At 63.1% G+C, this 26,303-nt stretch carries 23 protein-coding genes and 2 tRNA genes; 16 read left to right on the top strand and 9 right to left on the bottom strand.

Features of this window, described 5'->3' with window-relative positions; genetic code table 11:
- Window positions 1-223 precede the first annotated feature (223 nt).
- Window positions 224-838: a bifunctional transcriptional activator/DNA repair enzyme AdaA gene (locus tag ACVJGD_RS08675; RefSeq protein WP_456640210.1), complete on the bottom strand. Its 615-nt coding sequence runs from the start codon at window positions 836-838 to the stop codon at window positions 224-226.
- 55 nt (window positions 839-893) lie between these two features.
- Here ACVJGD_RS08675 and ACVJGD_RS08670 point away from each other — a divergent pair, with 55 nt between their 5' ends.
- A complete protein-coding gene (locus ACVJGD_RS08670; RefSeq protein ID WP_456633955.1) occupies window positions 894-2,123 on the top strand; it encodes an MFS transporter in 1,230 nt (409 codons plus the stop codon).
- 310 nt (window positions 2,124-2,433) lie between these two features.
- On the opposite strand, the gene ACVJGD_RS08665 is transcribed toward ACVJGD_RS08670, so the two are convergent.
- Window positions 2,434-3,828 (bottom strand): MFS transporter, encoded by a 1,395-nt coding sequence (locus ACVJGD_RS08665; protein WP_456633954.1) that lies wholly within the window; start codon window positions 3,826-3,828, stop codon window positions 2,434-2,436.
- A 427-nt stretch (window positions 3,829-4,255) separates the two neighbouring features.
- Here ACVJGD_RS08665 and ACVJGD_RS08660 point away from each other — a divergent pair, with 427 nt between their 5' ends.
- The 3 genes from ACVJGD_RS08660 (at window position 4,256) to ACVJGD_RS08650 (ending at window position 6,168) form a co-directional block, all read left to right on the top strand.
- Window positions 4,256-4,567: a type II toxin-antitoxin system HigB family toxin gene (locus ACVJGD_RS08660; RefSeq protein ID WP_456633953.1), complete on the top strand. Its 312-nt coding sequence runs from the start codon at window positions 4,256-4,258 to the stop codon at window positions 4,565-4,567.
- On the top strand, window positions 4,552-4,950 hold the full coding sequence (locus ACVJGD_RS08655) for a helix-turn-helix domain-containing protein (protein ID WP_456633952.1): 399 nt from the start codon (window positions 4,552-4,554) through the stop codon (window positions 4,948-4,950). Before ACVJGD_RS08660 ends, ACVJGD_RS08655 begins: the two co-directional genes overlap by 16 nt.
- Before the next feature lie 417 nt (window positions 4,951-5,367).
- Window positions 5,368-6,168, top strand: coding sequence for a class I SAM-dependent methyltransferase (locus tag ACVJGD_RS08650; RefSeq protein WP_456633951.1), 801 nt, complete (start codon window positions 5,368-5,370; stop codon window positions 6,166-6,168).
- Between the two features lie 167 nt (window positions 6,169-6,335).
- Here the strand turns inward: ACVJGD_RS08650 and glnA are convergent, their stop codons facing one another.
- On the bottom strand, window positions 6,336-7,745 hold the full coding sequence (glnA, locus tag ACVJGD_RS08645) for a type I glutamate--ammonia ligase (protein WP_456633950.1): 1,410 nt from the start codon (window positions 7,743-7,745) through the stop codon (window positions 6,336-6,338).
- A 149-nt stretch (window positions 7,746-7,894) separates the two neighbouring features.
- A complete protein-coding gene (locus ACVJGD_RS08640) occupies window positions 7,895-8,233 on the bottom strand; it encodes a P-II family nitrogen regulator (RefSeq protein ID WP_044542445.1) in 339 nt (112 codons plus the stop codon).
- A 354-nt stretch (window positions 8,234-8,587) separates the two neighbouring features.
- Between ACVJGD_RS08640 and ACVJGD_RS08635 the strand changes: the two genes are divergently transcribed.
- A complete protein-coding gene (locus ACVJGD_RS08635; protein ID WP_456633949.1) occupies window positions 8,588-10,087 on the top strand; it encodes an NAD(P)H-hydrate dehydratase in 1,500 nt (499 codons plus the stop codon).
- Window positions 10,088-10,168: 81 nt separating this feature from the next.
- Window positions 10,169-11,344, top strand: a complete 1,176-nt coding sequence (locus ACVJGD_RS08630; RefSeq protein WP_456632918.1) for an IS110 family RNA-guided transposase — start codon at window positions 10,169-10,171, stop codon at window positions 11,342-11,344.
- A gap of 423 nt (window positions 11,345-11,767) precedes the next feature.
- Here the strand turns inward: ACVJGD_RS08630 and ACVJGD_RS08625 are convergent, their stop codons facing one another.
- Entirely contained in the window at window positions 11,768-12,853 is a 1,086-nt protein-coding gene (locus tag ACVJGD_RS08625; RefSeq protein ID WP_456633948.1) for an enolase C-terminal domain-like protein, read from the bottom strand.
- A gap of 18 nt (window positions 12,854-12,871) precedes the next feature.
- Entirely contained in the window at window positions 12,872-14,167 is a 1,296-nt protein-coding gene (locus ACVJGD_RS08620) for a multicopper oxidase family protein (protein WP_456633947.1), read from the bottom strand.
- A gap of 149 nt (window positions 14,168-14,316) precedes the next feature.
- Between ACVJGD_RS08620 and ACVJGD_RS08615 the strand changes: the two genes are divergently transcribed.
- The 7 genes from ACVJGD_RS08615 to ACVJGD_RS08585 all read left to right on the top strand — a co-directional run bounded on the left by ACVJGD_RS08615 (window position 14,317) and on the right by ACVJGD_RS08585 (window position 22,091).
- Window positions 14,317-14,401 (top strand) — tRNA-Leu (locus ACVJGD_RS08615).
- Between the two features lie 154 nt (window positions 14,402-14,555).
- Entirely contained in the window at window positions 14,556-15,917 is a 1,362-nt protein-coding gene (tig, locus tag ACVJGD_RS08610; RefSeq protein WP_456633946.1) for a trigger factor, read from the top strand.
- Window positions 15,918-16,158: 241 nt separating this feature from the next.
- Window positions 16,159-16,794, top strand: a complete 636-nt coding sequence (locus ACVJGD_RS08605; protein WP_028162822.1) for an ATP-dependent Clp protease proteolytic subunit — start codon at window positions 16,159-16,161, stop codon at window positions 16,792-16,794.
- A 431-nt stretch (window positions 16,795-17,225) separates the two neighbouring features.
- On the top strand, window positions 17,226-18,500 hold the full coding sequence (clpX, locus tag ACVJGD_RS08600; protein ID WP_024506813.1) for an ATP-dependent Clp protease ATP-binding subunit ClpX: 1,275 nt from the start codon (window positions 17,226-17,228) through the stop codon (window positions 18,498-18,500).
- Between the two features lie 311 nt (window positions 18,501-18,811).
- The gene (lon, locus tag ACVJGD_RS08595; RefSeq protein WP_456633945.1) at window positions 18,812-21,238 is read left to right on the top strand and encodes an endopeptidase La; all 2,427 of its coding nucleotides are present in this window, start codon (window positions 18,812-18,814) and stop codon (window positions 21,236-21,238) included.
- Between the two features lie 323 nt (window positions 21,239-21,561).
- Window positions 21,562-21,966 carry a GFA family protein gene (locus tag ACVJGD_RS08590; protein ID WP_456633944.1) on the top strand — a complete coding sequence of 135 codons (405 nt, stop codon included), beginning with the start codon at window positions 21,562-21,564 and terminating at the stop codon, window positions 21,964-21,966.
- Window positions 21,967-22,016: 50 nt separating this feature from the next.
- Window positions 22,017-22,091 (top strand) — tRNA-Val (locus ACVJGD_RS08585).
- A 148-nt stretch (window positions 22,092-22,239) separates the two neighbouring features.
- On the opposite strand, the gene ACVJGD_RS08580 is transcribed toward ACVJGD_RS08585, so the two are convergent.
- Window positions 22,240-22,605, bottom strand: a complete 366-nt coding sequence (locus ACVJGD_RS08580; RefSeq protein WP_456633943.1) for a hypothetical protein — start codon at window positions 22,603-22,605, stop codon at window positions 22,240-22,242.
- Window positions 22,606-22,788: 183 nt separating this feature from the next.
- Here ACVJGD_RS08580 and ACVJGD_RS08575 point away from each other — a divergent pair, with 183 nt between their 5' ends.
- From ACVJGD_RS08575 to ACVJGD_RS08565, 3 genes are read left to right on the top strand one after another with little or no spacing between them, the layout of a single operon-like run.
- The gene (locus tag ACVJGD_RS08575; RefSeq protein WP_456633942.1) at window positions 22,789-23,067 is read left to right on the top strand and encodes a hypothetical protein; all 279 of its coding nucleotides are present in this window, start codon (window positions 22,789-22,791) and stop codon (window positions 23,065-23,067) included.
- Between the two features lie 8 nt (window positions 23,068-23,075).
- Window positions 23,076-23,381: a YciI family protein gene (locus tag ACVJGD_RS08570; protein WP_456633941.1), complete on the top strand. Its 306-nt coding sequence runs from the start codon at window positions 23,076-23,078 to the stop codon at window positions 23,379-23,381.
- Window positions 23,381-24,241 carry a class I SAM-dependent methyltransferase gene (locus tag ACVJGD_RS08565; RefSeq protein WP_456633940.1) on the top strand — a complete coding sequence of 287 codons (861 nt, stop codon included), beginning with the start codon at window positions 23,381-23,383 and terminating at the stop codon, window positions 24,239-24,241. Before ACVJGD_RS08570 ends, ACVJGD_RS08565 begins: the two co-directional genes overlap by 1 nt.
- Before the next feature lie 126 nt (window positions 24,242-24,367).
- On the opposite strand, the gene pepT is transcribed toward ACVJGD_RS08565, so the two are convergent.
- Window positions 24,368-25,624 carry a peptidase T gene (gene pepT, locus ACVJGD_RS08560; RefSeq protein ID WP_456633939.1) on the bottom strand — a complete coding sequence of 419 codons (1,257 nt, stop codon included), beginning with the start codon at window positions 25,622-25,624 and terminating at the stop codon, window positions 24,368-24,370.
- Window positions 25,625-25,737: 113 nt separating this feature from the next.
- Window positions 25,738-26,037 carry an HU family DNA-binding protein gene (locus ACVJGD_RS08555; RefSeq protein ID WP_027580650.1) on the bottom strand — a complete coding sequence of 100 codons (300 nt, stop codon included), beginning with the start codon at window positions 26,035-26,037 and terminating at the stop codon, window positions 25,738-25,740.
- Between the last annotated feature and the right edge of the window lie 266 nt (window positions 26,038-26,303).

The raw sequence follows: 26,303 nt of genomic DNA, 5'->3' as shown, positions 1-26,303 counted from the left end.
GTCATAGTGCTGATTTGCCCGACGACGGAAGCGGAATATTTTTCGCTGAGAGTCTGGACAGACTTTTGGTGATTTGCCCGTCGGGTTGATTTGTCGCACCTAAAGCAACCACATAGTCATTGCGAGGGGTGCGAAGCAATCCATAGCGCCACAGGTGAAAGAGATCGCGGATTCGCGCTTGCTCGCTCCCGCCAGGCGTTGGACGGAGAGCGGCTTTCCCAAGCTAGCTGGTCACGCGCGCACGCCGGATTGCTGTCGGTGCGCGTTGGTACACTTCGGCAAACACCGTGTTGAAACGCCGCAAACTACGGAATCCTGATCTAAGCGCAATCTCGGTCATCGGAAGATCCGTCTCATCCAAGAGACGCTTCGCTCGTTGAACGCGACTCGTCCGCGCGACCTGAGCGGGGCTCGCCCCAAGATGCTTCTTGAACAGTCGTGACAGATGCCGCGGTCCGATGCCCAGACGTCTCGCCAGCCCTTCGACACTCGCATCGTCCAGTGCGCCATTGCTGATCAGGCGTAGGGCGCGCTCAACTGTCGTCCGTGAGCCTTTCCACGCTGGAGAGAACGGCGCGGTCTCAGGGCGGCACCTGAGGCACGGCCGAAATCCATCCTGCTCGGCTGCCGCTGCCGAAATATAGAACGTCACGTTTTCGGCCTTGGCGGGTCGCACGGGGCACACGGGTCTGCAGTAGATCCTCGTCGTTCGAACACCCGAGAAGAACAAGCCGTCATAGCGCCGGTCCCGGCCGACACGCGCACGTTCGCATGCTGCGGCATCGAGTGCCCCGATGTCCGTCAAGACCGACGACGGAGTCCGATTCCGGCGAGCCACAATACGCTCCAACTGCTACGTCGCCATCAACCTATCAGCATGAATGAGCGAGACAATGGGTGGCGAAAAGCGCTTTCTCGGTTGGTCAGTGGCATGGGCTGCCTTCACCCTGGCAGTGCTCGCCTGGGGCATCGGCTTCTATGGTCCTTCGGTCTTCCTTCAGACTCTGCACGCCTCGCGCGGATGGTCTATCGCGGAAATATCGGCAGCCATTACGTTCCATTTCCTGCTGAGTTCACTCCTGATCGCGTATTTGCCAGAAGTCCATCACAGGTTCGGAATTGCCGGAACGACATTGGGCGGTGCTCTTCTGATGGCCATCGGACTGGCTGGATGGTCCGGTGCTTGGGAGCCGTGGCAACTCTTCTTGGCGGCTGTGCCGAGTGCGGCAGGTTGGGCCACGACCAGCGGGGCAGCCCTGAACGCCATAGTCGCCAGATGGTTTGAGCGCGATCGCCCGAAAGCGATGGGTCTGGCATTCAATGGCGCAAGTGTCGGGGGTGTTCTGTTCGTGCCGCTGTGGGTCTTCTTGATTGATCGGCTTGGCTTCCAGACCGCTGCGCTGTCCGTCTCTGTTGTCGCTGTCGTCATCATAGCGTGGCTCTCCACCAGATACTTCAAGCTGTCTCCCACCAACCTTGGTCTCGCCCCCGATGGCGGCGGAGCGCCTACGGCTATCGCGAAGCCGAGGCCGAAACTATCCCGGTCCGAGATTGTTCGGATGCCGCGGTTTCTCACGCTTTCGGCAGCGTTTGCACTTGGCCTGTTCGCGCAGATCGGCCTCCTCTCACACTTGATCGTCCGGCTGACACCCGACGTCGGTGCGACAAGTGCAGGCCTGCTTCTCAGCCTGGCGACGGTAGGTGCCGTGACCGGGCGGACTCTGGCGGGATGGTGGATCGGAGATCATGACCGGCGGATCGTGGCAGCTATCAACTTCGCTGTTCAGATCGCAGGAGTCTTGCTGCTTATCTTTGGCAACGGATGGGTCTTACTGACACTTGGCTGCGTCGTTTTCGGACTGGGCATCGGCAACCTAACGTCTCTCCCGCCATTGATCGCGCAGAAGGAATTCAATCGCGAGGATGTGGTGACAGTGGTTGCCCTGATCGTCGCCATCAATCAAGCAGTCTTTGCGTTCGCGCCAGCCATCGTCGGGGCCTTGCGCGATGCAACCTCGGGCTATGTACTGCCGTTCGGGATTGTCGCTTGCATCCAGTTGATGGCTGCGATGATCGTTCTACTTGGGCGTACGGCGGCCGTCTCACCGGGGAAGTCAGCTTAGGGTCAAAGTGACGGTGGGACGGACGCGCATCGATGTCCGGTTCACTGCAGCTATCCGACGTGACAGCGGCTTCGTCGCTGTTCGGCTTGCACACGATGTCACCTCCGAAGGCCTACAACCAGCCGGGTCGAGAAAACCCTTTTCAACGAGACGTCGGCAGATCGAAACGCATTGAAGGCAGGCTGCATGAGTCGCTATGGCTCGAGGACTTGATCACTCGGAAGCATGGCCCGGGAGAACAATCCCGCCCGACCGCCCTTGAAAGTGAATGTCGTCGAGGTATGGCGCCAGCCCGATGGGCGGCCTGCGCTCATTGCGCCATGGCGGTAGCGGTTTGCAGGCCGTAGGCTTCGTCGGTGCTAATGGTCGGCGCCGATCCCTCCAGCGGCTGCCCGGACGTCTCGTGCATGAGCAGCACGGCAAGTAGCCCGATTAGCGCTGCCAGCATCGCGTAGTAGGCAGGCATGTCATCGTTGCCAGTGGTGCGCACCAGCCACTCCGCCAGCAACGGTGCGGTTCCGCCGAACAGTGAGGCCGACACGTTGTATGCGATCGACAGCCCGCCGTAGCGGATCTCCGTCGGGAACATGGCCGGCAACGTCGACGGTGTCGTCCCGATGAAGAGCGTCTGGCACAGGCCGAGGGTCAGGAGTCCCGCCAGGATCGCCACGATGTAACCCTGTTGCAGCAGCCATAGCGCCGGCAACGACAGCGCCAAGTAGCCGACGCAGGCTGCGAGCAGCACTGGACGTCGCCCGATCCGATCGCCCAGCCACCCTACGAACGGGATCGCCGCCAACATCACCAGCATGGTCAGCAGGTTGAGGAAGAGGCTGTGCGTGGTGTCGTAACCAAGTGTCCCCGACAGGTAGTTCGGCATGTAGGTCAGCACCAGGTAATTGGTGACGTTGAGCGCCAGCACCACGGCCATGCAGAGCAGAAAGACTCGACCGTGCTTGATGACGATGTCGTGCAATCGGCTCCCGCCGGACCGCGCATGCGCCTGTTCATCCATTGAGGCGAACGCTGGTGTCTCCGAGAGCCTCAGCCGCAGATAGAGTCCAATGACCCCAAGCGGACCAGCAAGCAGGAACGGCACCCTCCAGCCCCATGACTCCATCCCGGTGTCCCCGAGCGCCGCCGTCAGACCGGTGACCAGCGCCGCTCCCGCGACGAATCCGGAGATGGTGCCGACTTCCAGGAACGATGCGAGGAAGCCGCGTTGCCGATCGGGTGCGAACTCGGCGACGAATGTGCAGGCACCGCTGTACTCACCGCCGGTGGAGAAGCCCTGCACCAGTCGCGCGGCGTAGAGCAGAATAGGCGACCAGATGCCGATCGACGTGTAGCTCGGGATCAAGCCGATCGAGAAGGTGGCCGCCGCCATCGCGATGATCGTCGCGGCGAGTACGCCGCGGCGACCTATCCGGTCACCGAGCATTCCGAAGAAGAACCCACCGATCGGTCGGACCAGGAAGGCGACTGCGAATGCGGCCAGGCTATACATCAATCCGTCGCCGCTGGCGGGAAAGAAGACCTTGCCGAGAACAACCGCGAGGTAACTGTAGATGCCGAAGTCGAACCACTCCATCGCGTTGCCCATCGCGGTGGCACCAACAGCGCGCTTGACCTCCTGCTCGTCGACAACGAGCGGCTGGCGGTCTTCCGCAGCACCTGGACTGCCGATCAGAAACGCACGAAGCAATGTAGTTTTTCCTTTACCGATGGAACAGGTAGCCCCCCTCGTGACTGGCAAGCCTAACCCGGGAGGACACCGACCTGGCCGAGTTCCGACTCGGTAACGCGCGAAAGTCGGGCAAGTTCGCGAAATATTTAGAGCATGACCCGGAGAAGCGGGCACCGGTCTTGTGCTCAAACAGAAGATAGAGCGCGATGACGATTAGAAGAAAAGTCATCACAAATCGAACGTCTCAAGAGACCGATGAATTTTGGCGCGCCACGGCCGACGAAGATGGGCACTATTGCTTCGCCGTCGCACTATGATGATACGCGCGCTGGTTCGCTGTCTCCCCCGGCCGCTCGATCGAGCCCTCTTGGCCCTACGATTTCGGAGTTCGGGAATCGCGGCCGGCCGGGCTGTCACCAGATTGGTGACATGATATAATTTCGCCATGCAGGTGATCGCCCTTCGCGCTCTGAGAGAATTTTGGGCGCGACACCCGCATGCCGAAGGCCCAACTCGGGCGTGGTTCGCCATTGCGGCCAAGGCGCATTGGGCCAACCCAGCCGAGATAAAGCGGCAGTTCGGAAGCACGGTCGATTTCGTGGGCGACAACCGAGTTATCTTCGATCTCGGCGACAACAGATATCGGCTGATCGTTCACGTGTCATATGCTTTCGGCCGCGTGCTCGTGAAGTTCATCGGCACTCATTCAGAATACGACCGCATCGATCCGGAGACCGTATCATGGCGAAAAAATTGATCCGTCCGATTCGCTCTGAAGCCGACTATGATACGGCGCTCAACGAGATCGAACGATACTTCGAAAACGAACCAAAGCCGGGCACACCGGAGGCCGACCGCTTCGATCTCCTCGCACTGATCATCGAGGACTATGAGCGTAAGCGCTGGCCGATCGAGCCGCCTGACACGATCGATGCGATTCGTTATCGCATGGAGACGAGCGGCTATACCCAAGCGGATCTCGGCCGTTTGCTCGGCTCGCGCCAACGCGCGTCGGACATCCTGACCAGGAAGCGCCCTCTTACGATGCGAATGGCCTGGAAGCTGCACCGCGAGTGGGACATTCCGGCGGAAGCCCTGATCGCACCGCCGCGAACGCGCGGCCGAAGGTCGGCCGCGTAAGCAGCCGCGACGCCCGCGCAGGATAGGCGCTTCTTGTGGGCGATAGCGTGCTCTGGCGTAGAATGGCGCGCTAGACGAGATTCGAATTGCGCTCTTCTGGAGGCCACTTTGGGACAAACGTGACGGTGTGGGCGGACGCCCATCGATGTCCGGTTCACTGCAGCTATCCGACGTGACTCCAGTTCGTCGCTGCTCGGCGGCGTAAGCTGAGGACTCGAATACGCTACTGTTATCGTCGGACGTTCAGTCGGCCCGGACCGGCCTGGGTCTTCTCGCAGCGGACGTTCGTGCAACGATTGGAATGACCACGCACGCCCTGAGGGGCGCCATGAGCGGCTGCCCTGGTAATGCGGTGCTTTGGCGTCTTGGCAACCACCCGCTCGAGGTCTAGCATTTGCCGAGCGTACGGAGGCTTCGATGACCTCGGAATTCAACGTCCGCAATGCTGCCGGCTATGAGCAACTCATGGGGCGCTGGAGTCAAAGGCTCGCGCCGCTGTTCATTGACTTCGCGGGGGTTGCCGACGGTGAAAGGGTCCTCGACGTTGGCTGCGGGACCGGCAGCCTGACCTTCGCGCTCGCCCGGGCCGCCGACCTCAGCGAGATTGCCGCGATCGACTATTCGCCGGTGTTTGTCGAGGAAGCCGTCCGGCGCAACACCGACCCGCGAATAAATATCCGGCAGGCGGATGCCTGTGCTCTGCCGTTCGAGGATCGCACGTTCGATCGGGCCTTGGCGCTGCTGGTGCTGCACTTCGTTCCCGAAGCCGGCAAAGCAGTCGCCGAGATGCGCCGCGTCGTTCGGTCGGGCGGCGTGGTCGCGGCCTCCGTGTGGGATCATCTCGGCGGCATGCCCGGCATGCGCATGATGGTCGACACGGTGGCGGCACTCAGCGAAGCCGGGCGCGAGCTGCGCGCTCGCTACTGTTTCCAGCCGATGATGCAGCCGGGCGAGATGAAACGGACTTTTGTCGAACAGGGGCTCGCGGACGTAACGGAAGTGGAGCTGATGATCCGCATGGATTACGGCAGCTTCGACGACTACTGGGCGCCGATTGCTGCAGGCGAAGGGCCGCTCGGCAAATATATGGCGACGCTCGACGCTGCGGAGCGAGCGCGCACCGGCGCCGCCGTGCGCGATGCCTACGAGGCCGGCCGGCCCGACGGCCCGAGGTCATTTGCGAACGTCGCGTGGGCCTGCCGAGGTATCGTTCCCTAGCTAGCCGCATCGTCATTGCGAGCTGAGCGAAGCAATCCATGTCTCAGCAAGCGGCGCGATGGATTGCTTCGCTCCGCTCGCAATGACGGGAACGCAGCTCGCAATGACGGGAAAACAAAAAGGCGCTCCGTGTGGAGCGCCTTTCGTAGCGTCGCGGCAGTGAGAGCTCACTGCGAATAGTACATGTCGAATTCGACCGGGTGCGGGGTCATTTCGAAGCGCTCGACTTCGGTCATCTTGAGCTCGATATAGGCGTCGATGAAGTCGTCGTCGAACACGCCGCCGGCTTTCAGGAAGGCGCGGTCCTTGTCGAGGTTTTCGAGCGCCTCGCGCAGGCTGCCGCACACCGTCGGGATCTGCTTCAGCTCTTCCTTCGGCAGGTCGTAGAGGTCCTTGTCCATCGCCGGGCCCGGATCGAGCTTGTTCTTGACGCCGTCGAGGCCGGCCATCAGCATCGCGGCGAAGCCGAGATAGGGATTGGCCATCGGATCGGGGAAGCGGACCTCGACGCGCTTGGCCTTCGGCGAAGCCGTGTAGGGGATGCGGCAGGAGGCCGAGCGGTTGCGCGCGGAGTAGGCGAGCAGCACGGGGGCTTCATAGCCCGGCACCAGGCGCTTGTAGGAGTTGGTGGACGGGTTGGTGAAGGCGTTGATCGCCTTGGCGTGCTTGATGATGCCGGCAATGTAGGAGAGGCAGGTCTCCGAGAGGTCGGAATACTTGTTGCCGGCGAACACCGGCTTGCCTTCCTTCCAGATCGACTGGTGGCAGTGCATGCCCGAGCCGTTGTCGCCGTAGACCGGCTTCGGCATGAAGGTGGCGGTCTTGCCGTAGATGTGCGCGACCTGGTGGATGCAGTATTTGTAGATCTGCATCTGGTCGGCCATCAGCGTCATGGTGTCGAACTTCATGCCGAGCTCGTGCTGGGCGGAAGCGACCTCGTGGTGATGCTTCTCGACCTTGACGCCCATCTTGGCCATGGCGCCGAGCATCTCCGAGCGCATGTCCTGCACCGAGTCCTGCGGCGGCACCGGGAAATAGCCGCCCTTGGTGCGGATGCGGTGGCCGAGATTGCCGCCTTCATATTCGGTGTCGGAATTGGTCGGCAGCTCCGAGGAGTCGAGCCGGAAGCCGGTGTTGTACGGCGTGGAGGAGAAGCGGACGTCGTCGAACACGAAGAACTCGGCCTCGGGGCCGAAATAGACGGTGTCGCCGATGCCCATCGACTTCACCATGGCTTCCGCCTTCTTCGCCATGCCGCGCGGATCGCGGTTGTAGGGCTCGCCGGTGGTCGGCTCCAGCACATCGCAGATGATGACCATGGTCGTTTCGGCGAAGAACGGGTCGATCGTCGCGGTGACGGGATCGGGCATCAGGCACATGTCGGACTCGTTGATCGCCTTCCAGCCGGCGATCGAGGAGCCGTCGAACATCTGGCCCTCGGCGAAGGTGTCCTCTTCGATCATGCTGACGTCGAAGGTCACGTGCTGCCACTTGCCGCGCGGGTCGGTGAAGCGAAGATCGACGTATTTGACGTCGTTGTCCTTGATCGATTTCAGGACGTCTTTGGCGGTCTTCATGAGTATCCCTTTTGACTTTGCGGGTCGGTTCCAGGTGAGCGACGTTATTCTCGCTTTTGGCGAATTTGTGCGATGACGCAAACGAAATCAGGCCGCCAAAGGCAGCCTTATTCTATTCTTGGGTCGCAAGATTCCGGATAGCACCCGGCCTAAATAGCGTCCAGCCCGGATTCTCCGGTCCGAATGCGGATCGCTTCCTCGATGTTGGAAACGAAGATCTTGCCGTCGCCGATCCGGCCGGTCTGCGCCGCGCGGCGGATCGCATCGATCGCCTTCTCGACCAGTTCATCGCCAATCACGATCTCGATCTTCACCTTGGGCAGGAAGTCGACGATGTATTCCGCGCCGCGATAAAGCTCCGCGTGACCCTTCTGCCGTCCAAACCCCTTGGCTTCCGTTACCGTGATGCCCTGAAGTCCGACTTCCTGAAGCGCCTCTTTCACCTCGTCGAGCTTGAACGGCTTGATGATGGCTTCGATTTTCTTCACTGAGGGCCTCCCGGGCATTTCCAGAATACAACGTGCAGATAGGTTCGATGCGCGTGGCGCAATCAGTTCGATCCGTCAACTCCGGCGGAGCCGGAAGCGCCCATCATGGCCGTACGGGGCGGCCGTCTGAGCGGCTTCCTCAAAAGCAGGGTCTATGCCAAGTTGTAAATGTCCCTGATTTCGGAATGTTATCAGCCTTTTAACGGGCAGACAGACAAGGTTCGACCAAGCGCCCCATGATACCGAAGCCTGCGAAATAGGCAAACGGATGAATTGGTGTGCAATCAGCGGCGGAAGATCGACGCGAGCCGCCCGAGATGCCTGTCGAAAAGGCTGATAGATTGAGGATTCAGCATGGAAGTCCTGACCACGGCTGAAATGGAACGCGCCGATCGGCTGACCATTGCCGGCGGGACCCCCGGCTTTGCGCTGATGATGAGCGCAGGCCAGGCGGTCGCCGAAGCGGCCATGGACCTGGTCGAGGAGGGGCCGATCCTGGTGGTGGCGGGCCGCGGCAACAATGGCGGCGATGGCTTTGTCGCTGCCGCCGAACTCGCCGCACGGGGGCGGGAGGTCTCGGTCATCCTGTTGTGCGAGCGCGACAGCCTGAAGGGCGACGCGGCGCTCGCTGCACGCGGCTGGAAATATCCGGTGCTGCCGTTCAACCCGCAGGCGATCGGCAAGCCCGCCCTGATCATCGATGCGCTGTTCGGCGCCGGGCTCGACCGGCCGGTGAAGGGCGAACCCTATGACATGATCGAGGCGGTCAACGCCCATGGCACGCCGGTGCTTGCCGTCGACCTGCCGAGTGGCATCAACGGTACCACCGGCGCCCCGATGGGGATTGCGATCCGCGCCACCGAGACCGTGACCTTCTTCCGCCGCAAGCCGGCGCATCTCTTGCTGCCGGGCAGGGTGCATTGCGGCCGGGTGCGCGTCGCCGACATCGGCATCGATCCGAAGGTGCTCGAGGAAATCCGCCCCGCGACCTTCGAGAACGTTCCGTCGACCTGGCAGCACGCGTTTCCGGTGCCGAAGATCGACGGCCACAAATATTCCCGCGGCCACGTCCTTGCCGTCTCCGGCGACATCGCCGCGACCGGCGCCTCGCGGCTTGCCGCGCGTGGCGCGCTGCGGGCAGGGGCGGGCCTGGTGACGCTGGCCTCGCCGAGCGACGCCCTCGCGGTGAACGCCGCGGCGCTGACGGCGGTGATGGTGCGCGCCGTCGACAACGCGATCCAGTTCGCGGATTTGTTGAACGACAGGCGGTTGAACACCAGCGTGATCGGGCCCGGTGCCGGCGCCGGTCCGCGCACGCGCGATTTCGTCCACACCGCGCTCGCGGCGAAGCGCAACCTGGTGCTGGATGCTGATGCGCTGACAAGCTTTGCCGATGCGCCGGAGCGGTTGTTCGAGGCGATCAAGGCATCGGACGGCGCGTCGGTCGTGCTGACGCCGCATGAAGGCGAGTTCCCGCGGCTCTTCAGCGACATCAGCAACAAGCATCCCGGCCGCTCCAAGCTCGAGCGCGTGCGCGCCTCCGCCGAGCGCTCGGGCGCGGTGGTATTGCTGAAGGGACCGGACACGGTAGTCGCCGCGCCCGATGGCCGCGCCACCATCGCCTCCAACGCGCCGCCATGGCTCGCCACCGCCGGCGCCGGCGACGTCTTGTCCGGCATCATCGCGGGGCTATTGGCGCAAGGCGTGCCTGCCTTCGAGGCCGCCAGCATCGGCGCCTGGATGCACGGTGAAGCCGCAGTGGAAGCCGGGCCGGGCCTGATCGCGGAAGATCTTCCGGAGACGCTGCCGGCGGTCTTCCGCCGGTTGTATGACGAACTGGGGATTGAGTATTGAGGATTCGTAGATTCCATGGGGCGGTGAGCGCGCCCTTTCCGGTAGGTTTGGGTTTCCACACTCGAACCATCGGAGAGTCTGATGCAAGCATTGACCAAGAACACGCCCACCGCCGGGCATTGTGGCACGATTTTCGTTGCGATCGAACTGAGTCAGAAGACGTGGCTGGTGACGCTGCACAGTCCGGATCGGGACCGGATATCGCGCCACAAGCTGGAAGGCGGCGATCACGCCGGGCTGCTGGCGCTGATCGAGCAGGTCAAGGCCCGGGCGACTGCGAAGCTTGGAGCGGCGCCGCGGGTGGTGAGCTGCTACGAGGCTGGCTATGACGGCTTCTGGCTGCACCGGCTGCTCGCGGCGGCTGGGATCACCAACTTCATCTTCGACCCGGCGAGCATCGCGGTGGAGCAACGGGCGCGGCGGGCGAAGACAGACCGGATCGATGGCGAGCTTCTGCTGCGCACCTTGATGGCTCATTTGCGAGGCGAGCCGCGGGTGGTGCGGATCGTCCGGGTGCCGAGCGTGGCCGAGGAGGACGCCCGGCGCGCCAGCCGCGAACGCGAACGACTGGTGAAGGAGCAGACGGGGCACACCAACCGGATCAAGGCGCTGCTGCGCCTGTTGGGCATGGCGGCCGGCACCTTGCGACGACGGACCTGGCTCGCCTGGCTGGAGCAGCAGCGGGACTGGCAAGGGCAGCCGCTGCCGCCGCAGCTTCTGGCCGAAGTGAAGCGCGAGCATGCCCGGCTGATGCTGGTGCGCGACCAGCTCAAGGCGCTGGAGCAGGCCCAAGTCGCTACAGAAGTCGCGGCAGAAGTCGCGGCGGAAGCCGCCGCGGCGCCGGCGCCGATGGCGAAGCGACGGGATCAGTTGCAGCAGCTCAAGGCGCTCGGCCCGGCGTTTGCCGCGACGCTGGTGAACGAGGTGTTCTACAAGGACTTCCGCAACCGGCGCGAGGTCGCCAGCTATTGCGGATTGGCGCCCAGTCCCTGGCAAAGCGGCAGCATCGATCGCGAGCAGGGGATCAGCAAGGCCGGCAACCGGCGCGCCCGCCACAAGACGATCGAACTGGCCTGGCTCTGGCTGCGCCATCAGCCGGACAGCGCGCTCAGCCGCTGGTTCCGCACCCGCACCGAAAACGCCGGCAAGCGCGCCAAGCGCATCGCCATCGTCGCGCTGGCGCGCAAGCTGATCGTGGCGCTGTGGCGCTATCTCACCACCGGCCTTGTTCCGGAGCAGGCCGTGATGAAGGCCTAGCACCGGACCACGCCACCAGGGCGAGGCGGCTCCGCGCCGCGCGCCCCGTACAGGATGGATGATGACCGTGCCACCCAGGGGCCCAACCAGGCCGCTTTGTAGATGGGTCTCATCCTCTTGGCTTCCTCGCCGCAAGCATGCGGAATGTGGGTACGGATCAGCCGATCCGACCGGATATGAGGTGATGCAGTGAGCTGCAGAAATCTTCGGAAGCCAATCCTCGCCCGGGGCCCGGTCGTCGCGCTGCGCTACGCATGGCTCCGCGCGCCGCCCTCTCACTGCAAAAACCCAACCCGCACCGGTTCAAGAGCCTTGACTCACAAAGCCCCATATGAGGGTGGGCAAAGCGAAGCGTGCCCACCATCGACATTCCGCTCGCAAGGGTGGGCACGCTGCGCTTTGCCCACCCTACGGCATCGAGCTCTACGTCACCTGATATTTCGCCACCGCAGCCTCGTTCCATTCCAGCCCTAAGCCCGGGCCGCGGGCGGTGACCGCGCCGTCGATGACCTCGGCCGGTTTTGCCAGGATCGCGCTGGAGAGGTCGAGGAATTCGAGCCAATGCGCGGTCGGGGTCACCGGGAGCACGTGGGAGCTTGCTTCCGCGAACAGATGGCTCGACATCGGAATCGAGGCGCCGTCCGCTTGGCCTGCGACCTGCAGCCAGCCGGTGACGCCGCCGACCTTCATCAGGTCGGGCATGATGAAATCGCTGGCGCCGACGGAAATCGCCTCGGCGAAGCCGCGTGGGAACCACCAGTTCTCGCCGGCCTGGATCGGGATCGGGGAGTCCATCCGGACGCTGGCGTGGCCGGAGAGATTTTCCTGCGGCACGGGCTCCTCGACCCAGTGCAGGTCGTAAGGCGCAAGGCGGGCGATGCGGCGCTTGGCTTCCGCCGGGTCGAGCGATTGGTTGAAGTCGATCATCAACGCGATGTCGGGCCCGATCACGGCGCGCACACCCTTCACCACGCGTTCGTCATTGGCGGCATCGCCGTCGCCGCCCTTGATCTTGATGCCGCGAAAACCCTGGTCGAGCGAGCGGCGGAGCGCCCGCTCATCGGCCGTCGGATCGACCACGCCATAGCTGTCGTAGGCGGGAAGCGGGCGTGCCGATCCGCCGAGCAACTCGACGACCGGCTTGTTTGCGATCTGCCCGAGCGCGTCCCAGCAGGCCATGTCGAGGCCGGAGACGGCCATACCGACTAGGCCCTGCCAGCCGAGCAGGCGGAATTTGGCGTCCATCGTCTTCATCAGGTCGAACGGCGCGACCGGTTTCCCCGTGAGCTCGTGCCCGGTCTCCTCGACCAGGTGAACCAGCGGTTTAAGCGTGAGCTTCGTATAGGCGAAGATGTAGGAATGGCCGGTAACGCCCTGATCGGTTTCGACATCGATCAGGACCAGCGGCCCGGAATCGATCACGCCGAAGGCGTTCTTCACAGGACGCTTGAGCGGCACGACGACGGCTCGTGCCTTGATGCCACGGATCGCAGGAACTGTTTGGCTCATGGTCGTTTCCTCTTGTTCTTATTCAACACTGTACCATCGCACGAGCCGCGGCGCCGCCCAGTCGGTCGCGACCTGTTCGACCAGGAAACGCCCGGCATGCTCGGCCAGGAACGCGATGCGCTGGGTCTGTCCGGGTTCGATCGCGAGCGTGTCCAGCCAGAACGGCTTCCAGCCGTCGTCGAGCCGGTCGAGCAGGCGGAAGTGATGGCCGTGCACGTGGAGGACGGTGGCGGTCGGCGCGCGGTTGGCCAGCGCCAGCACCACCGCGCGGCCGGCTTTGGCGCGAAAGGCGGGTGGCGCGGACGGGGTGAAGCTGGCCGGACGTGTCCAGTCGGCCGGCACGCCGAGGACCAGTTCGAACCGCTGCGCATTCTTGAGGTCAAGCTGCGCCGGCAGGCCGTTGGACGGAAGCGGCGGCGCCGATGGCAGCGGGGCGGGCCGGAGCGGGGCCTCCCCGGAGAGTATGAGTCGTCCGACGGGACGCGCTTCCTTGCCGTCATGGAGCAGCATCGATGCCGTTGCGGCCGCATCGACGAAGACATCGGCGCGGCCGCCGGGCGCCAGCACGAGCGCGCCGTTGCGCGCCGGGAACGGTTCGGCCGGCTCGCCGTCGAGGGCCATGACGCGGAGCTCGTGCGCTTCCAATTTCACAGCAAGCACAGTGCGTTGCGAGGTGTTGATGAAGCGGAGGCGCAAGCGTTCATTGGCGCGTGCTGAGAGTTCGAATGAAGTCCGGCCGTTAAGGGTATAGACCGGCGTCGTATCCTTGGCGTCGGTCCCGGGCGCGGCCGCCGTGCCATCCGGACGCAGCCGCCATTCCTCGATCAGGAGCACCTCGTCGCGGTCGACGGAGACCCGCTCGCTTTCAAGGACAACCAGTGGCTTTGCGCGCAAGGGCCGTGGCTGGCCGTCATTCAGAAGGCTCGGATCACACAGGAATGTGCCGGCGTGGCGCAGGGGAAGCTGGAAGCTCTCCTTCGCCCCGGCGGCAAGCGGTGCCCGGGTGAGCAGGGGCTCGGCGGCGGGAGCACCGTCGATTCCCCGGCAGTACAATGCAAGCGGCGCGGGGAGATCGTTGCCGAGTGTCAGGTCAATGGTCTCGCCGCGACTCGCCCTGATGTCCCCGCCCGGGAACGACCAGATCGACGTGACTGTGCCGCCCGGGCGTAGCACCAGACTGTCGGGCTTGGCGGACATGGCGAGCGGACGGCGGCCCTGCGCCCAGGTTGCGGAGGGAAGGCCCGCCTGGAGCGCTGCGGCGCCGAGCCAGGCCAACAGGGTGCGTCGATCGAGCATCGGAAAAAGGCTTGCCATCGGCCCGATCCGGACCATTTTTGCACCTGTGAGTCCAGCGGCCATTCGGCCGAGCGGACATGCGAAAACGGCCATTTTTTTGCTGCGTCGAGGCGGGCCCATGCTATAAGCCGCCGCCCGCGGCATCGCGGCCGGACATGATGCGCCAAGCGGGTGTGGCGGAACTGGTAGACGCGCTGGATTTAGGTTCCAGTGACGAAAGTTGTGGGGGTTCGAGTCCCTCCACCCGCACCAAGCGCTCATCCAGCGTTTGCATGATCCCTTTCTGGAGGGCCTGTCTCTTTTTCGGGAGGCAGGTCAGCCGAACCACCGGCGCAGGCGTTGAGCCAGGCGTCGAACCATTGACACAGTCGCGCCCGCAAAGGCGCGACAGGAGCGGAAGAAGAAGATGCAGGTCACCGAGACCCTTAATGAGGGACTGAAGCACGAGTTCAAGATCAGCGTTCCCGCCACCGACCTCGATGCCAAGGCGGACGCGAAACTTGTCGACCTGAAGGACAAGGTCCGCATCAACGGTTTCCGTCCCGGCAAGGTGCCGGTGAGCCATCTCAAGAAGATCTACGGCCGCTCGGTGATGGCGGAGACCATCGACCAGACCATCCGCGACACCAACACGCAGATCTTCACCGACCGCGGCTTCCGTCTTGCGACCGAGCCGAAGATCACGATGCCGACCGAGCAGAAGGAAGTCGAGGAGCTGCTCGCCGGCAAGAGCGACCTGACCTACACCGTGGCCATTGAGGTCGTGCCGCCGATCACGCTCGCCGATTTCAAGACCTTCCAGGTCGAGAAACCGGTCGCGGAGGTGACCGACGCTGAGGTCGACGAGGCGATCAAGCGCATCGCCGACCAGAGCCGTCCCTATTCAGCGAAGAGCGAGGGCGCGAAGGCAGAGAACGGCGACCGCGTCACCATCAGCTTCAAGGGCACCATCAACGGCGAAGCTTTCGACGGCGGCACCGGCGAGGGCATCCAGGTGGTGCTCGGCGCCGGCCAGTTCATTCCGGGCTTCGAGGAGCAGCTCATCGGCATCGGCGCAGGCGAGACGCGCACGCTGAAGGTCACGTTCCCGAAGAACTATGCCAGCGAAAAGCTCGCCGGCCAGCCGGCCGAATTCGAGACCACGGCGACTGCGGTGGAAGCACCCGGCGAGACCGTGATCGACGACGAGTTCGCCAAGACGCTCGGGCTGGAATCGCTCGACAAGCTGAAGGAAGCCGCGCGGGCGCGGCTGACGGCCGAATTCGCCGCCGCGACGCGTCAGCGCGTCAAGCGCGCGCTGCTCGACCGGCTGGACGAGAACCACAAGTTCGAGGCGCCGCCGTCGCTGATCGACGAGGAGTTCAACCTGATGTGGAACTCGATCAAGGCGGAGATGGACTCCGCCGGCAAGACGTTTGCCGACGAGAACACCACCGAGGACGCCGCCAAGGAAGAGTACCGCAAGATCGCCGACCGCCGCGTGCGGCTCGGCCTCGTGCTGTCGGAGATCGGCGAGAAGAACAAGATCACGGTGTCCGATGACGAGGTCGGCCGCGCCGTGATCGAGCGCGCGCGTCAGATGCCGGGCCGCGAAAAGGAGGTCTGGGACTTCTATCGCAACAACGCCCAGGCGCTCGCCCAGCTTCGCGCCCCGATCTACGAGGACAAGGTGGTCGACTTCATCCTCGAACTCGCCAACGTGACCGAGAAAAAGGTCTCGAAGGAAGACCTGTTCAAGGATGATGACGCCGAGAAAACTGCGGCATAATCCCGGCACTTCGTGTTAATGATGAACGGCGAAACCGGCCCGGCGACGGTGTTCCGTCGCTAGGCGGGATCAGCCGAATCGGTTTGACTTGCCGCGTTCGGACCTGGCCATCTGAGCGGTCTTGCCGCCGCGAAAATGGCGCATATCTGAGCGCAGCTTAACGCAGTCCTGCATCACGGGACGAGTGTCCGTCCGGGCCTACCGACGGGCGTTCGGCCCCGCCAACTCCAGGGGTAATCCCATGCGCGATCCCGTCGAAACCTACATGAACCTCGTGCCGATGGTCGTCGAACAGACCAACCGCGGTGAGCGCGCCTACGACATCTTCTCGCGCCTTTTGAAGGAGCGCATCATCTTCGTGACCGGCCCGGTCGAGGATGGCATGTCGACGCTGATCGTGGCGCAGCTTCTGTTCCTCGAGGCCGAGAATCCGAAGAAGGAAATCTCGATGTACATCAACTCGCCCGGCGGCGTGGTGACATCGGGTCTTGCGATCTACGACACCATGCAGTTCATCCGCCCGCCGGTGTCGACGCTGTGCACGGGGCAGGCGGCCTCGATGGGATCGCTCTTGCTCGCCGCCGGCGAGAAGGACATGCGCTTCACTCTGCCGAACTCGCGCATCATGGTGCATCAGCCCTCGGGCGGCTTCCAGGGCCAGGCCACCGACATCATGCTGCACGCGCAGGAGATCCTGAATCTCAAGAAGCGGCTGAACGAAATCTACGTCAAGCACACCGGCCAGACCTACAAGGCCATCGAGGACGCGCTCGAGCGCGACAAGTTCCTCACGGCGGACGACGCGAAAGCGTTTGGTCTCGTCGACAAGGTGATCGACAAGCGTCCTGACGATCCGGCTGCCGCGAAAGCTGCGTAGTCTTACGGGATCGCTTGCGCGATTTTGACGTTGACGTCGAAACCCCTGTCGGCAAACTCAGGCGATTGCGGTGCAGTATGCCCCAACTTGGGCAGAAAGTTCCGCTTTCGCATGGCGCTGTCGCGTGGCAATCTCGCAACGACCGTGCGTTTTCGACAGGTTATCCACGTGCGGAGTTTATAAATCACGGTATTGTCACGGTGCCAGGTACGCCCCCGGTTAGCGAATTCTTGATAGTCGGGTGACAGCATGATTGGCTCTGGCGTATCGGATGTAGTTGCGGGGAAGATTCGACTGAACCGCGATTCGCCGGATCAGTATTAAGTAGGGTCTTTTTTGGTACGGTTTTTGCTCTATCTACACCCTAAAGCCCGGGTAGTACCGGAATGGGTCGATCGAGCGACGGGTTCGAACGGCGGACGGAGATAAGAATGAGTAAGGTCGGCACGAGCGATTCCAAGAACACGCTATATTGCTCGTTCTGCGGCAAGAGCCAGCACGAAGTCCGCAAGCTGATCGCGGGTCCCACCGTTTTCATCTGCGACGAATGCGTTGAGCTCTGCATGGACATCATCCGCGAGGAGAACAAGTCCTCGCTGGTGAAGTCGCGCGACGGCATCCCGACTCCGAAGGAAATCTGCAAGGTGCTGGACGATTACGTGATCGGCCAGAGCCATGCCAAGAAGGTGCTGTCGGTTGCCGTGCACAACCACTACAAGCGGCTCAACCACCAGACCAAGCACAACGACGTCGAGCTTGCGAAGTCGAACATCCTTTTGATCGGTCCGACCGGCTCGGGCAAGACGCTGCTGGCGCAGACGCTGGCGCGCATCCTCGACGTGCCCTTCACGATGGCGGACGCAACGACGCTGACCGAAGCCGGTTATGTCGGCGAGGACGTCGAGAACATCATCCTGAAGCTGCTGCAGGCGGCCGACTACAATGTCGAGCGCGCACAGCGCGGCATCGTCTACATCGACGAGATCGACAAGATCAGCCGCAAGTCGGACAATCCCTCGATCACGCGCGATGTGTCGGGTGAAGGCGTCCAGCAGGCGCTCTTGAAGATCATGGAAGGCACGGTGGCTTCCGTTCCGCCGCAGGGCGGCCGCAAGCACCCGCAACAGGAATTCCTGCAGGTCGACACTACCAACATCCTCTTCATCTGCGGCGGCGCCTTCTCCGGGTTGGAGAAGATCATCTCCGCGCGCGGCCGCTCGACCTCGATCGGCTTTGCGGCGCAGGTGCTCGCGCCGGAAGATCGCCGCACCGGCGAGATCTTCCGCCACGTCGAGCCGGAAGATCTGCTGAAGTACGGCTTGATCCCGGAGTTCGTCGGCCGCCTGCCGGTGGTCGCGACGCTGGAAGATCTCGACGAGACCTCGCTGAAGAAGATCCTGACCGATCCGAAGAACGCGCTGGTCAAGCAGTATCAGCGGCTGTTCGAGATGGAGAATATCGAGCTGACCTTTGCCGACGAGGCGCTTGGCGCGGTCGCCCGCAAGGCGATCGAGCGCAAGACCGGCGCGCGTGGGCTGCGCTCGATCCTGGAGAGCATCCTGCTCGAGACCATGTTCGATCTTCCGGGCCTCGAAGGCGTGGAGGAGGTCGTGATCTCGCGCGAGGTGGTCGAGGGAACGGCCCGTCCGCTTTACATCTACGCGGATCGTTCCGACCGTGCGGTCGAGAGCAGCGCGAGCGCCTGATCGCGCCGCCGGCCGCAGCGGCCGGATGAGTGAAATAGGATGGCTGCCGGGATTTCCGGCGGCCATTTCGACGTAATTAATGCTGCGTGTTTATCCCGGATTTTCCGGTATTTCTAAGTACTTGACACCCCCATAGCCGATAGCCACCTAATGCTGTCGGTGGCGGAAATTTACGTCTCGAGATTCGTCATCTGCAATCCGAAACGAGAAGCGGCCGACGGCCGAGCGACATTCGGATCATACAGGCACCTTGTGGTGGTTGCGCAAGCAAGCGGGCCGCGTGCAAGGGGGCACAACGAAAGGAATAGGCCATGACAACCACAAAACCCCGGCCATCGATCGTCTACGGCGAAAGCCATTCTTATCCGGTGCTGCCGCTCCGTGACATTGTCGTCTTCCCGCACATGATCGTGCCGCTCTTCGTCGGCCGCGAGAAGTCGATCCGCGCTCTTGAAGAAGTGATGAAGAACGACGCGCTGATCCTGCTCGCGACGCAGAAGAATGCGTCCGACGACGATCCGGCGCCCGAGGCGATCTATGAGACGGGGACGCTCGCTAGCGTGCTGCAGCTCCTGAAGCTGCCCGACGGCACCGTGAAGGTGCTGGTCGAAGGGCTCGAGCGGGCGCGCGTGGAGAAATACTCCGATCGCGCCGAGTTCTACGAGGCGACCGCGGTCGCGCTCGCCGACACCGACGCCAATTCGGTTGAAGCCGAAGCGCTGGCGCGCTCGGTCGTGTCCGATTTCGAGAGCTATGTGAAGCTGAACAAGAAGATCTCCGCCGAAGTCGTCGGCGTTGTTCAGGGGATCACCGATTTCGCCAAGCTCAGCGACAACGTCGCTTCGCATCTGGCGGTCAAGATCGCCGATCGCCAGGCCATCCTGGAGACGCTGTCGGTCACCCAGCGCCTGGAGAAGGTGCTCGGCCTGATGGAGAGCGAGATCTCGGTCCTGCAGGTCGAGAAGCGCATTCGCTCGCGCGTCAAGCGCCAGATGGAGAAGACCCAGCGCGAATATTACCTGAACGAGCAGATGAAGGCGATCCAGAAGGAGCTCGGCGACGACGAAGGTCGCGACGAGCTGGCCGATCTGGAAGAGCGCATCAACAAGACCAAGCTGTCCAAGGAAGCGCGCGAGAAGGCGCAGCATGAGTTGAAGAAGCTGCGCCAGATGTCGCCGATGTCCGCGGAAGCGACCGTGGTGCGCAACTATCTGGACTGGCTGCTGTCGATTCCGTGGAACAAGAAGTCCAAGGTCAAGAAGGACTTGGAAGCCGCACAGGCGGTGCTGGACTCCGATCACTACGGGCTCGAGAAGGTCAAGGACCGCATCGTCGAGTATCTGGCGGTGCAGTCGCGCGCCAACAAGCTGACCGGACCGATCCTGTGCCTGGTCGGCCCTCCCGGCGTCGGCAAGACTTCGCTCGGCAAGTCGATCGCGAAGGCGACGGGGCGCGAATTCGTGCGCGTCTCGCTCGGCGGCGTGCGCGACGAGGCCGAGATCCGCGGTCACCGCCGCACCTATATCGGCTCGATGCCCGGCAAGATCATCCAGTCGATGCGGAAGGCGAAGACTTCGAATCCGCTGTTCCTGCTGGACGAGATCGACAAGATGGGCGCCGACTTCCGCGGCGATCCGTCATCGGCGCTGCTCGAGGTCCTGGACCCCGAACAGAACTCGACCTTCAACGACCACTACCTGGAGGTCGACTACGACCTGTCGAACGTGATGTTCATCACGACCGCGAATACGCTGAACATTCCCGGGCCGCTGATGGACCGCATGGAGATCATCCGGATCGCCGGCTACACCGAGAACGAGAAGGTCGAGATCGCGCGCAAGCACCTGATCCCGAATGCGCTCTCCAAGCACGGCCTGGACTCCAAGGAATGGTCGATCGACGACGATGCCTTGCTGTTGATGATCCGCCGCTACACCCGCGAAGCGGGCGTGCGCAACCTGGAGCGTGAGCTCTCCACACTGGCCCGCAAGGCGGTGAAGGAGCTGATGATCTCCAAGAAGAAGTCGGTCAAGGTCACCGAGAAGAACATCGAAGAGTTCCTCGGCGTGCCGAAGTACCGCTTCGGCGAGATCGAGAGCGAGGATCAGGTCGGTATCGTCACCGGTCTGGCCTGGACCGATGTCGGCGGCGAGTTGTTGACCATCGAGGGCGTCATGATGCCTGGCAAGGGCAAGATGACGGTCACGGGCAACCTGCGCGACGTGATGAAGGAGTCGATCTCGGCGGCGGCGTCCTACGTCCGCTCGCGGGCGATCAACTACGGCATCGAGCCGCCGATGTTCGACCGACGCGACATCCACGTGCACGTGCCGGAGGGCGCAACCCCGAAGGACGGTCCGTCCGCCGGTGTCGCGATGGCCACCGCGATCATCTCGGTCATGACCGGTATCCCGGTTCGCCATGATGTCGCAATGACCGGCGAGATCACGCTGCGCGGCCGCGTGCTGCCGATCGGCGGTCTGAAGGAGAAGCTCCTGGCTGCCGCCCGCGGCGGCATCAAGACGGTGCTGATCCCCGAGGACAACGCCAAGGATCTCACGGAGATTTCCGATGCGATCAAGGGGGGGATGGATATCATCCCGGTCTCCCGTCTCGACGAGGTCGTCGCCAAGGCCTTGGTACGGGTGCCAACGCCGATCGTCTGGGATGAGGACACCAAGGTCGACGTCAAGCCCGACACTGCCGAAGAAGCGGCGGGCGGCCTGACGGCGCACTGACCAGACCCGATCACGTGAATAACGAAACGGCGCCCTCGGGCGCCGTTTTTGTTTATGGGAGTTTCGCGGGAAGCTAGCACGTGGTCCGATCAGGTTGAAATGCAACTGCGATGAAGCTGCGCCCCCTCTCCCGCTTGCGGGGGAGGGCTGGGGTGGGGGCTGTCTCCACGTTGAGACTCCCCAAGAGGAGAGAACCCTCACCCGGCGCGTCGCGCCGACCTCCCCCGCAAGCGGGGGAGGTGAAGCCAACTCGCAGCCGATTCAACCTGATCGGATCAGGCTCTAGCGCACCAGGATAGGGAGCAGGCGGAGAGGAGGACGCCATGAAGATCGATGGGCAATGCCACTGCGGCTTCGTGACCTATGAGGCCGATATCGATCCGGAGCGGGTCTCGATCTGCCACTGCACGGATTGCCAGACACTGACTGGCTCGCCGTACCGCGTCACCGTGATCTGCGCCGGCGAAGCGATACGCCTTACGGGCCAGTCGCCGAAAATCTATGGCAAGGCCGGCGATAATGGCCGGACCCGCTTCCAACATTTCTGCCCCGAATGCGGTTCCCCACTGTTCACGAGCGGCGAGGACGGTGGCCCGGAGGATTGGGGCATCCGCTGGGGCAGCATCCGCCAGCGCGACCAATTGCGGCCACGGCGCCAGATCTGGTGCCGCTCGGCCGCGCCGTGGATCAACGATCTCAAGGCATTGCCGGGTCTTCCGACTGAATGATGGTGCCCACCTTGCGCCTCGGGGCAGGGCGAGGGTAAAGAAGCGGCCGAGGGCGGTTAGCTCAGCGGTAGAGCGCTTCGTTTACACCGAAGATGTCGGCGGTTCGATCCCGTCACCGCCTACCAGCCTTCGCCCTGCGAGCTTCGGCCCGGCAGGCCGGAGTACGCAGGGCGAAGGCTGTCGCGCCGCAGCTCGAAGAGCGAAGGCGGACTGTTCGGCAAGTAAAAGTTCGAGCAAAGCGCGGCTCAGCGAGCCGCACAAAGTATTCCGATCTTACGCCGTCTTGGTGAACATCGTCAGGACGCCATCGGCGATGTTGATGGCAACGACTTGTGACGAAGTCATGCCCTTGGCCTTGAGCGCGGAGACCGCCTGCGGTGTCGCGTCGATGGACTTCCGAAGTGACTGCATGTCCTCATCGCTTGTCTGCGAGATGATTTCATCGACCTTCGAGCGCACGGCCGGCTGCAGTTCCTTGACGTCGACAACCTGTATGCTCCGTATCACGGTGCCGGGCTGGGACTGAGCAGGCGGTGACTCCGCTCCGCGCTGTTGCGAGGGGGCTCCCTGCGCCAGCACGAGTGCCGGAGTTCCGAGGCAGAGAGCTGCAATGATGGCGGACGCCGTAAAGATGCGCATGGTCATGCCTTTCCAGGTTGAGGAATGAACAAGTTCTATCTGTGAAATCTGGTTGGCATCTGCTTTTCATGTGGCCATTCAGTGAAAGCAATGCGGCCTCAATGCGCAACGCCGGCGGTCACGGGCGGATTGGCGATGTTCTCAACCGGGTGATATCATCGCGCGAAAACCGGGGAGCAGACCATGAGAGCCTTTGTTGTCGCCGTGATGATCGCGCTGATGGCCGGATCGGCATTCGCGCAGGAAGCCGTGCCGCGATATGGCGACGTCGACAAGGAAAAGAGTCCGTCGCAGAAGGAGGAGGAGCGCAACGCCGAGCGCGCCTACAAGAGATCGTTGCGCAATATTCCCGACAAGGCGGGGCCCAGCGATCCCTGGGGCGCCGTGCGCAGCGACAGCGCGCCTCCGTCGACCACCAATGCAACGCAGAAGAAATCCAAGACCGGCAGTGCGGCGAAATAGGCGCCGCAATGAAATACTTCCTCTGCAAGCTTGTCCCGCCGCGTCCGACCTTCCCTCAGGATATGACGCCGCGCGAGGCCGAGATCATGCAGGCACATACGGCTTATTGCGGGGAACTGCTGCGGGCCGGTAAGGCGATCGTGTTCGGCGCCGTGGCCGATCCGGCCGGTGTTTGGGGGTTAGGCGTGCTACAATTGTCTGACGATACCGATCCGCAGACCATTATAGCCAACGATCCCGTCATGAAGACCGACGCCGGCTTCACCTATCAGGTGATACCGATGCTGCGGGCTGCAACGAAAGAGACCTGCTGATGGACGCCGCCCTTGGCCATGAACAGAATGCCGACCAGATCGCCTACTGGAACGGGCCGGGCGGCCAGCGCTGGGCCGACCGGCAGGCGGCGCAGGACATCCTGCTCACTCCGATCCTCGACATCCTGATCGATCGCGCCAAGCCGAAGACAGGCGAGCGCGTGATCGACGTCGGCTGCGGCAGCGGCGCAACCACGGTCGCGTTTGCGGAGAAGGTCGGGCCGTCCGGCCACGTGCTCGGCATCGACGTGTCCGGCCCGATGCTCGAGCGGGCACGGCAACGGGTGACGCCTGGATTGTCGCTGGAGTACGCGCTCGAGGACGCAACGGTGTACCCATTCGTCCCCGCAAGCTTCGACCTTTTGGCGTCGCGCTTTGGAGTGATGTTCTTCGCCGATCCCGCGGTGTCGTTTGCGAATATGAGGAAGGCGCTGCGCCCATCGGGGCGGCTTGCGTTCATCTGCTGGCGTGAGCCGCGCGAGAATCCGTTCTTCATGACGCCGTTGCAGGCCGCCTACAAGCACGTGCCGAAATTGCCGCAGCAGGGGCCCGAGGATCCCGGGCCGTTCGCGTTCGCCTCGGAGGAACGCGTGCGACGCATCTTAGGTGCGGCCGGCTTCAAGAATGTAGAGATGGAGCCGTGCCCGCTCTCGCTCGACGCCGCGATCGGTCGCGGCCTCGATGGCGCCGTGCAAGGTGCGCTCGACATCGGGCCGGTCAGCCGGGCGCTGCAGGATCAGCCACCTGAACTCCGCGCCGCTGCCGCGGGCGCGATCCGCGAGGCGCTCGTGCCGTTCGTCAAAGGCGATCAGGTGCTGCTGCCCGCTTCGATCTGGATCGTGACGGCGCGGGCGTCGTAGCTGTTCATCGTCATTGCGAGCGAAGCGAAGCAATCCATCTATCAGCGAATGCGGAAGCAATGGATTGCTTCGTCGCTGGCGCTCCTCGCAATGACGGCGGAGAGTGCTGTTGTACGTGCGTAAACGCTACGCCCGCTCTTCCCAGATCATCGCGAGGTGGACGATGGTCTGTACCGCCTTTTCCATGTCCTGCCGGCTCACCCATTCCAGGCGTGAGTGGAAGGCGTGCTCGCCGGCGAAGATGTTGGGGCAGGGCAGGCCCATGAACGAAAGGCGCGAGCCATCAGTGCCGCCGCGGATCGAGGTCTTCACCGGGGTCAGGCCGGCGCGGCGGATCGCCTCGACGGCGTAGTTGACGATCTCCGGGTGACGGTCGATGACCTGCTTCATGTTGCGGTACTGCTGCTTGACCTCCATGCGGTAGGTCGAGCGCGGATAGGCCTTCATCACGTCCTTGACGATCGCCTCCAGCAGCGCCTCCTTCTCCTTCAGCCCGGCTTCCGTGAAATCGCGCACGATGAAATCGAGCCTCGCCTGCTCGAGCGCGCCCGAGATTGAGATCGGATGCAGAAAGCCTTCCTTGCCTTCGGTGGTCTCGGGCGAGCAGGTGGTCTTCGGCAACCGCTCGACGATCGCGGCCGCGATCTTGATCGCGTGCTCCATCTTGCCCTTGGCGAAGCCGGGATGGGTGGAAACGCCTTCGATCGTGACGCTGGCGCCGTCGGCGGAAAAGGTCTCGTCCTCGATATGGCCGGCGGTTTCGCCGTCGATCGTGTAGGCGAAATCGGCGCCGAGCTTGTTCAGATCAACCTTATCGACGCCGCGGCCGATCTCCTCATCGGGCGTGAACAGGATCCTGATGGTGCCGTGCTTCACTTGGGGATTGTGGACGAGGAAATGGGCGGCATCCATGATCTCGGCGACGCCGGCCTTGTTGTCGGCCCCGAGCAGCGTGGTGCCGTCGGTCGTGATGATGTCGTTGCCGATCTGGTCGGAAAGCGCTGGATGTTCGGCGGCGCGGATCACCTGGGCGGGGTCAGCCGGCAGCGAGATGTCGCCGCCGCCATAGTTTTTCACGATCTGCGGCCGCACATTCTTGCCGGTGCAATCCGGCGAGGTGTCCATGTGCGAGCAGAAGCATATCACCGGCACCTTCTTGTCTGACGTCGCCGGGATGGTCGCGTAGACATAGCCGTGCTGGTCGAGATGCGCGTCGTTGATCCCCATTGCCTGCAATTCCGAGACGAGGAGGCGGCCGAGATCCTTCTGCTTCTCGGTGGAAGGGCAGGTCGGCGATTCCGGATCGGACTGGGTATCGATCACGACATAGCGCAGGAAGCGCTCGGTGACGGTATGTTTGAAATCAAGCGTCGGAGCCAGCATGGTGACCACAATTCCAGGAGAAGGATTGGGCTGGCTCTATAACAGAAAAGCGCCACTCCGGGGGCCGCGTCGAAGAGCCGGAATGGCGCTGACTGAACGAAAGGTCTGGCCGATCAGATCGCTTCCTTGAGTTCCTTCGCGGGGCGGAAGGCGACCTTCTTGCTGGCCTTGATGTGGATCTGCTCGCCGGTGGCAGGGTTGCGGCCCATCCGGGCGGCGCGTTTGCGTACCTGCAGGATGCCGAGGCCGACAATGCGGATGCGCTCGCCCTTCTTCAGGTGCTTGGTGATTCGCGTCACGACGTCGGTCAGGATGCTTTCGGCCTGCTTCTTGGAGAGTTCCTGGTCCTCGGCAATCGCCGCCGCCAGGTGCTTCAGGGTGATGGTCGCCGGGGTCGCAGCTTTCTTCGCCATATGTGGCCCTCCTCGTGGTGAATGGCTTAAAGAGAAGCGTTTTCGAGCGAAGCGGATACCGGTTCGTTGGGGAAAACGCGTCAACGGAGATCTGGAGCCCTTGGGGATCTCGACGGCGAGGGTCCAGGAAACCCTGACATTTCAGGCCTTAGTTGATTCGGACCCTGACTGACTACGTCGTTTCGCCCGAAAATCGGCCGCCATCGGCATCGAAACCGCAAAAACAGCCGCAGGGCGGGGGGAATCTCAACATCCTTGACTTCAAA

Source organism: Bradyrhizobium sp. USDA 10063 (assembly GCF_054063735.1).
The sequence above is the reverse complement of the archived record's forward strand: the minus strand, read 5'-3'. Positions and strand labels throughout refer to the sequence as shown.